Origin of the sequence: Chelativorans composti, assembly GCF_039541695.1 — a bacterium.
Taxonomy (GTDB): Bacteria; Pseudomonadota; Alphaproteobacteria; order Rhizobiales; family Rhizobiaceae; genus Chelativorans; species Chelativorans composti.
Window position 1 is genome coordinate 22806 of the sequence record NZ_BAABGS010000062.1, and the last position, 6764, is coordinate 29569.

General features: G+C 61.7%; 5 protein-coding genes. 2 read left to right on the forward strand and 3 right to left on the reverse strand.

What is annotated here, in order from left to right:
• The first annotated feature begins 43 nt into the window (after positions 1 to 43).
• Positions 44 to 1672: a chaperonin GroEL gene (gene groL, locus ABD906_RS11160; protein ID WP_345099478.1), complete on the forward strand. Its 1629-nt coding sequence runs from the start codon at positions 44 to 46 to the stop codon at positions 1670 to 1672.
• A gap of 55 nt (positions 1673 to 1727) precedes the next feature.
• Here groL and ABD906_RS11165 read toward each other — a convergent pair whose 3' ends face one another.
• Entirely contained in the window at positions 1728 to 2384 is a 657-nt protein-coding gene (locus tag ABD906_RS11165) for a YrbL family protein (protein ID WP_345099479.1), read from the reverse strand.
• 305 nt (positions 2385 to 2689) lie between these two features.
• Between ABD906_RS11165 and cls the strand changes: the two genes are divergently transcribed.
• Positions 2690 to 4126: a cardiolipin synthase gene (gene cls, locus ABD906_RS11170; protein WP_345099480.1), complete on the forward strand. Its 1437-nt coding sequence runs from the start codon at positions 2690 to 2692 to the stop codon at positions 4124 to 4126.
• Between the two features lie 165 nt (positions 4127 to 4291).
• Here the strand turns inward: cls and ABD906_RS11175 are convergent, their stop codons facing one another.
• A complete protein-coding gene (locus ABD906_RS11175) occupies positions 4292 to 4996 on the reverse strand; it encodes an outer membrane protein (RefSeq protein WP_345099481.1) in 705 nt (234 codons plus the stop codon).
• Between the two features lie 404 nt (positions 4997 to 5400).
• A complete protein-coding gene (locus tag ABD906_RS11180; RefSeq protein WP_345099482.1) occupies positions 5401 to 6171 on the reverse strand; it encodes an outer membrane protein in 771 nt (256 codons plus the stop codon).
• Between the last annotated feature and the right edge of the window lie 593 nt (positions 6172 to 6764).

The following is a 6764-nucleotide window of genomic DNA, read 5'->3' on the forward strand; positions in this document are numbered from 1 at the left end:
TTGACCGGCTGGCACACGGGTGTCGGCCCAAGGAGCAATATCAATGGCAGCTAAAGAAGTACGTTTCTCCCGTGACGCTCGCGAAGCGATGCTGCGCGGTGTCAACATCCTCGCCGATGCGGTGAAGGTGACTCTCGGCCCGAAGGGTCGCAATGTCGTCATCGACAAGTCCTTCGGTGCTCCCCGCATCACCAAGGACGGTGTGTCGGTCGCCAAGGAGATCGAGCTGGACGACAAGTTCGAGAACATGGGCGCCCAGATGCTCCGCGAGGTGGCGTCCAAGACCAACGACAAGGCCGGTGACGGCACCACCACCGCGACCGTCCTCGCCCAGGCGATCGTTCAGGAAGGCGCCAAGGCCGTCGCCGCTGGCATGAACCCGATGGACCTGAAGCGCGGCATCGACCTCGCCGTCGCCGACGTGGTGGAGTACCTGAACAAGGCTGCCACCAAGATCACGACGCCGGAAGAGGTTGCCCAGGTTGGCACCATCTCCGCAAACGGCGAGCGTGAGGTCGGCCAGATGATCGCCGAGGCCATGCAGAAGGTCGGCAACGAGGGCGTCATCACGGTCGAGGAAGCCAAGACCGCCGAGACCGAGCTCGAGGTCGTCGAGGGCATGCAGTTTGACCGCGGCTACCTGTCTCCGTACTTCATCACCAATCCGGAGAAGATGGTTGCCGAGCTCGAGGACGTCTTCATCCTCCTGCACGAGAAAAAGCTTTCGAACCTGCAGCCGCTGCTGCCGATCCTCGAGGCCGTCGTTCAGTCCGGCAAGCCGCTCCTCATCATTGCCGAGGACGTCGAGGGCGAGGCTCTGGCCACGCTCGTCGTCAACAAGCTGCGTGGTGGCCTGAAGATCGCCGCCGTGAAGGCTCCGGGCTTCGGTGACCGCCGCAAGGCCATGCTCGAGGACATCGCGATCCTCACCGGTGGCCAGGTCATCTCCGAGGATCTCGGCATCAAGCTCGAGAACGTCACGCTCGACATGCTCGGCCGCGCCAAGCGCGTCACGATCTCCAAGGAGAACACCACGATCGTCGACGGTGCTGGCGAGAAGTCCGAGATCGAGGGCCGCGTTGCCCAGATCAAGGCCCAGATCGAGGAGACCACCTCCGACTACGACCGCGAGAAGCTCCAGGAGCGCCTGGCCAAGCTCGCTGGCGGCGTTGCCGTAATCCGCGTCGGCGGTGCGACCGAGGTCGAGGTCAAGGAGCGCAAGGACCGCGTGGACGACGCCCTTAACGCGACCCGCGCCGCGGTTGAGGAAGGCATCGTTCCGGGCGGCGGCGTTGCCCTGCTGCGCGCTTCCCAGGCCATCAAGGCCAAGGGCGCCAACCCGGATCAGGACGCCGGCATCAACATCGTCCGCCGCGCCATCCAGGCTCCGTGCCGCCAGATCGCGACCAACGCTGGCGCCGAGGCCTCGATCGTTGCCGGCAAGATCCTGGAGAACAGCGATCAGAACTTCGGCTACAACGCTCAGGCTGACGAGTTCGGCAACATGATCTCCTTCGGTATCGTCGACCCGATGAAGGTCGTCCGCACGGCCCTGCAGGACGCTGCGTCCGTCGCCGGCCTGCTGATCACCACCGAGGCGATGATCGCCGAGCTGCCGAAGAAGGAAGCTGCTCCGGCCATGCCCGGCGGCATGGGTGGCATGGACTTCTAATCAGTCCGCAGCACCGGTTCAGTCATGGGGCGGCAGCAATGCCGCCCTTTTTTGTTCAGCTATTGAATAGTTCGGGCGCAGGTTCATTGCCGTGAACCTGAACCCACCCTTCAGCCCGTTCTCCGGTCAGCCCAGCATGGCAGGAGGCCATCTCTTCCAGCGCCTTCTCGAGATGAGGCATGAGGGCCTGCGCATGGCGGCTGATCTTGTGGCGGGCGAGCACCGGGAAGTACATGCGCACGCGCGCTTTCAGCGTCATCACCAGCGGACCGAACCCATCCACCATGACGAGGTTCAAACGGTTCCCCGTTCGCTGGACAAGGAAATTGTTCAAATTATCGTCGTGGACCAGAATCCCGTTCCTGATGAGCGTTTCAACGGCACCGGACATGAGAAGCCGCGTCCCGTCGGGCGTTACCCGGCCCGTCTTCAGCGCCGTGGCCAGAGTCGCACTCGTTTGGCCATCCGCATCCCGGATCCGCTCGTAAACCAGGCCCCGCCCGAGCTGTGTCTCCACCCAGCCGTAAGTCCTTGGCAGCAGCGGATTGGACTTCACGAAGGAAAGATATTCGTGTTCGATGGCATTTCGGTCCTGCGTGGCGCCCTTGCGACGGATCTTGATCACGAGACCATCATTCGTGGGATGCAGATAAACGTCGCACTCGAGACCGGCCCCCACATGGCGGCCGACCGGAATCTTCTGTACTGACAATACACCCCCCCTCCCGCAGGGATAATAATTATTAGTAATCATGGGTTTCCGTGCGGTTCAAGGTTGCAGCAGGCTTGTTTCCACGGACATCTTTCTTGATCCGAACCGTTAAGTCGGCTCGGCATTTCACGGGAGTTCCCGACCTGCGGCCGGACGGTTTATCTCTTTGCGGGATCGCATCGGCGTGAGGGGCGTCCGGCGGCATATCGCCGTGGAAGACGAAACCGCAACCCGGCCTTGCCTCACGGGGGCGGATATTGGATACCGGATAACAGTGTCAGCCACGCCAGAATGAGACAAAGAGCATGGATCCAGACGTACAGCTTACTCTATCCATTCTCACCCTGGCTCATTTTGCCCTCTTCGTGGCGGTGGCTCTCAGGGTTCTTTCCCGACCGCAGTTGAACACGTCCACCCGCACGGCATGGATGTTCGTGCTGCTTTCCCTGCCGTTTCTCGGCATCGTGGCCTATCTGCTGGTGGGCGAAGTCTACTTCCGCCAGGGCAGGCGAAGCCGGATCGACTGGGCCAGCAAAGCCGTCCAGCCGTACATAGCCGCCAGCGGGGAGCCGCGCGATCCGGAACAATGGGGCCCCTCCAGCGCCTTCGCCACCTCGGTGAACGGCTTCGGCGTCTGCCTCGGCAACCGCGCGGAACTGCTGGAAAGCCCCGAGGGCGCGCGCCGCCGCATGATCGAGGACATGGACGCTGCCACCGACAGCATCAATGTCCTGTATTACATCTGGCTGGATGACAACACCGGCCGCGCCGTCGCCAGCGCGCTGATCCGCGCGGCGAAGCGCGGCGTCACCTGCCGCGTGATCGTCGACGCATTGGGCTCACGCGCCTTCACCCGTTCGCAGACCTGGAAGGAGCTCCAGGCAGCGGGCGTGAAGACCGCGATCGCCCTGTCCCTCAAGAACCCTTTCCGCGCAATGATGGAGCGGCGTCTCGACCTGCGCAACCACCGCAAGATCACCGTCATCGACGGCAGGATCTGCCATGCCGGCAGCCAGAACTGCGCCGATCCGGAGTTCCTCCCCAAGAGGAAGTACGCGCCCTGGGTCGACATCATGGTGCGGCTGGAAGGCCCCGTGGCCCGGCAGATGAACCTGCTCTTCGCCGAGAACTGGCTGCTCTACCACGACGAGAATCCGGCCCTCTTCGCTGCGGAAACACCGGTTTTCCCCGATGGCATTCCCGCCCAGGTGGTAGGCACTGGCCCGACGACGGGACGCCTTGCGGCCGCTCAGCTGTTCTCCCGCCTCATCTTCGAGGCGCAGCAGGAGCTGATCATCGTCACCCCCTACTTTGTACCCGGCGAGGTCGTCTGCGCCGCCCTGCTGGGCGCGGCCTTCTCGGGCGTGAATGTCACACTGATCGTGCCGCGTCGCAACGACTCCCAGTTCGTGTCCCGTGCAAGCCGGTCCTACTATCCGCTCCTGATCGAAGCCGGCGTCACCATCGCCGAGTACAACGGGGGCCTCTTGCACTCCAAGATACTGACCATCGACGGCCGCAAGACCTTCATGGGCTCGTCCAACATGGACATCCGCAGCTTCGACCTGAACTTCGAGAACGACGTGCTTCTGCACGATCCGAAAGTCACGCAGGAGATACGTGCCCGCCAGCTGTCCTATCTCGAACAGTCGACGCTGGTAGATCCGGAGGCGGTGCGCCGCTGGCCCGTCTACAAGCGCGTCTGGCTGAACCTGTTTGCGACCATGGGCCCGCTTCTCTGAGGCGGTATCCGGGAAAGCGGCACCGGTCGCGACCCGGCATTCGCCATTCCTCCGAAACGGGACATACGGGCCAGGCGGCTCGGCTTGCCGGATAGCGCAGGCCCCGTTCGGGCATCCCGAAACAGAAATGCCCCACGGCATTTTCTGAACTGTCTGATTTGGCCGTCAGAACCGGTAGTTCATGCCGGTCCGCACCGTGTGGAACTTCAGGCCCGTTTCGGCCTTGAGCACCGGGTCCTCGTAGAAGGTCCACTTGCCGAGATCCGTGTACAGGTACTCGGTCTTCCAGGTCCAGTCGTCGGTAACCGCGTATTCCGCGCCGGCGCCCAACGTCCAGCCCGTCCGGGTCTTGGAGATTTCATCCCTGTAGGGGATGCCGCCCACATTCACCTCGCCGGACAGCCCCAGCTTGCCGAATGCCGCGCCGCCGGTCGCATAGAGGAAGAAGCGGTCTTCCGGCACGAAGCCGATGCGTGCGCGAAGCGTTCCGAGCCAGCTGAGCGATCCGCTCGCCGAAGCCGAGATCCCCGTGCCAAACAGGTTGGTGAACGCGGCCAGTTTCGCGTTGATGTCGGCGTATTGGAAATCGCCCTCAATGCCGTACACCACCGATCCCGACTGCCAGTTGTAGCCGGCCTGAGCGCCACCGATGAAGCCGTTGGTGGTCGCGCTGATGCTGCCACGCAGAGGCGTGCCAATGATCGAAGCGTCGACCTCATGCTTGCCACCACCGTAACCGATGTTGGCCCCGAGATAGCCGAAGGTCCAGTTGTAGGTCGGAGTATCCGAACCATACGGGAAGAAGGCATCAGCCGCGAACGCGGTTGATGAAACCAGCGCAAGCGCCAGAGCTGTCGTGAGAGTCTTCATACCCCACCCCTTTGAAAGCCGCCTGAGTGTTGGGCACCAGCCCAAGTACCGGTCTGGAGTATTAACGGTGATGGTTAATGAAGTGATAACTGTATTATATTTGCATCAACCATATCTTATTGCCGGACTCGAAGGTCTGATCAGCCGGCCGAAAGATATGGCACGCCACTGCATGGCGCCTGCCCACAGGCTGACACTCGCCTGCCCGCCCGGTCATGGGGCCAGATTACCCGTTCCTGTTTGAGGCCTTCGAGTTCACCGCTGCCAGAAGGGAAATGCCTTTCCGCCGCTCCGGCACGCGCATCACGACTGCTGCCGGGGTTTTCCTGAACCTGTTCCTGAAAAGAAAATGGCACGCCGCAGGCGGACTGCGGCGTGTTGTGACTGCGTTCCGGCTGACGGACTTAAAACTTGTAGTTCAGGCCCACGCGAACCGTGTGGAAGTCAAGCTTCGAGCTTAGCTTCAGACCCGCGTCGGCGTCGCCAAGCTCGAGCAGGTTCCAGCGGCCGAGGTTCGTGTACAGGTACTCGGCCTTGAACGTCAGGTTGTCGGTGATGGCGTATTCGGTGCCGGCGCCGACGGTCCAGCCGACCTTGGACTTGGAGGTCGAGACCGACCCGGTATCGTCGCTGCCGCCGATGTCGTAGCTGCCCTCAGCCTTCAGCTTGTACTTGCCGTAGGCCACACCACCGGTGCCATAAACCAGGAAACGGTCGGTGGGCGTGAAGCCGACGCGGGCGCGCGTGGTGCCGAACCACTCCACGGATCCCTTCACGGAGCCGCTGGCCGAAGCGTCCAGGCCAAAGATGCTGCTCGAAACCGAACCGCTGAGCTTCGCCTCGACATTCGAGTACTGGATATCGGTCTCGACGCCGTAGACTATGGAGCCAGACTGGAAGTTGTAACCGGCCTGAACACCGCCGACGAAACCGCTGGCCGAAGCGCTGGCGCTCGCATCCAGGTATGCGTCGGACCCATTGTCATAAGCATAGAAATGCGGCTTCAGCTTGCCGCCGCCGTAACCGGCGTTCACGCCAAAATAGGCGCCGGTCCAGTCGAATGCGGGAGCCGCAGGGGCCGCCGTCGGAACCGAATCGCCGGAGAACACGGCATCTGCAGCAAAAGCGCCGGACGAGAGGAGCAGTGCCGCTGCAACAGTACCAAGGAACTTCATAACCATCCTCCACGAGTTACTTGGCCTGTATCTACTCAGAAGCAGAAATCATGTCTGTTGCAGCGCCGCAACACTAACTGAAATTGATTATATCATTTATTGAATGAACCGTTTAGCCATCCTGCGACTGCAATCGTTTACTTTGCATTTCCGGCAATCAAACCTGCAATACATTGTTATTTTGCGGCACTAGTGATCGCCATCGGTTCGGCACCTATCAATTGCGACCAATGCGAAAGCGCGCACGCCCGGCAGATCGGGCGACCGTCGTGGTCAGCCGGTGCGTTATCACTAGCGGGTGAGGCCTTTTTCCTTCTCGGCGCTCCGGGACCCGGTACTGGCTGCCGCTCCCACGGGACACGCTTCACGAGCCAGTGGGACTGTTTGTTGAATCACCAGAACATCCTGCACTGCTCCCGAAGAAAGCGCTGCGGGTAGCTGATCCACCCCCATTGAACGGGTCCACCTTGAAGTATGGTTTTGACCCCGAAGGAGGACCACAATGGCAAACAAGCGACACAAGCCCGACGAGATCGTCACGAAGCTTCGGCAGGTTGAGGTTTTGCGCGGCCAAGGCATGGCGATGGCGGATG

Bases quoted from the DNA above. Each gene is read 5' to 3' on its own strand.
- groL (WP_345099478.1), top strand. From the start codon at position 44: ATGGCAGCTAAAGAAGTACGTTTCTCCCGTGACGCTCGCGAAGCGATG.
- ABD906_RS11180 (WP_345099482.1), bottom strand. From the start codon at position 6,171: ATGAAGTTCCTTGGTACTGTTGCAGCGGCACTGCTCCTCTCGTCCGGC.
- ABD906_RS11175 (WP_345099481.1), bottom strand. From the start codon at position 4,996: ATGAAGACTCTCACGACAGCTCTGGCGCTTGCGCTGGTTTCATCAACC.
- cls (WP_345099480.1), top strand. From the start codon at position 2,690: ATGGATCCAGACGTACAGCTTACTCTATCCATTCTCACCCTGGCTCAT.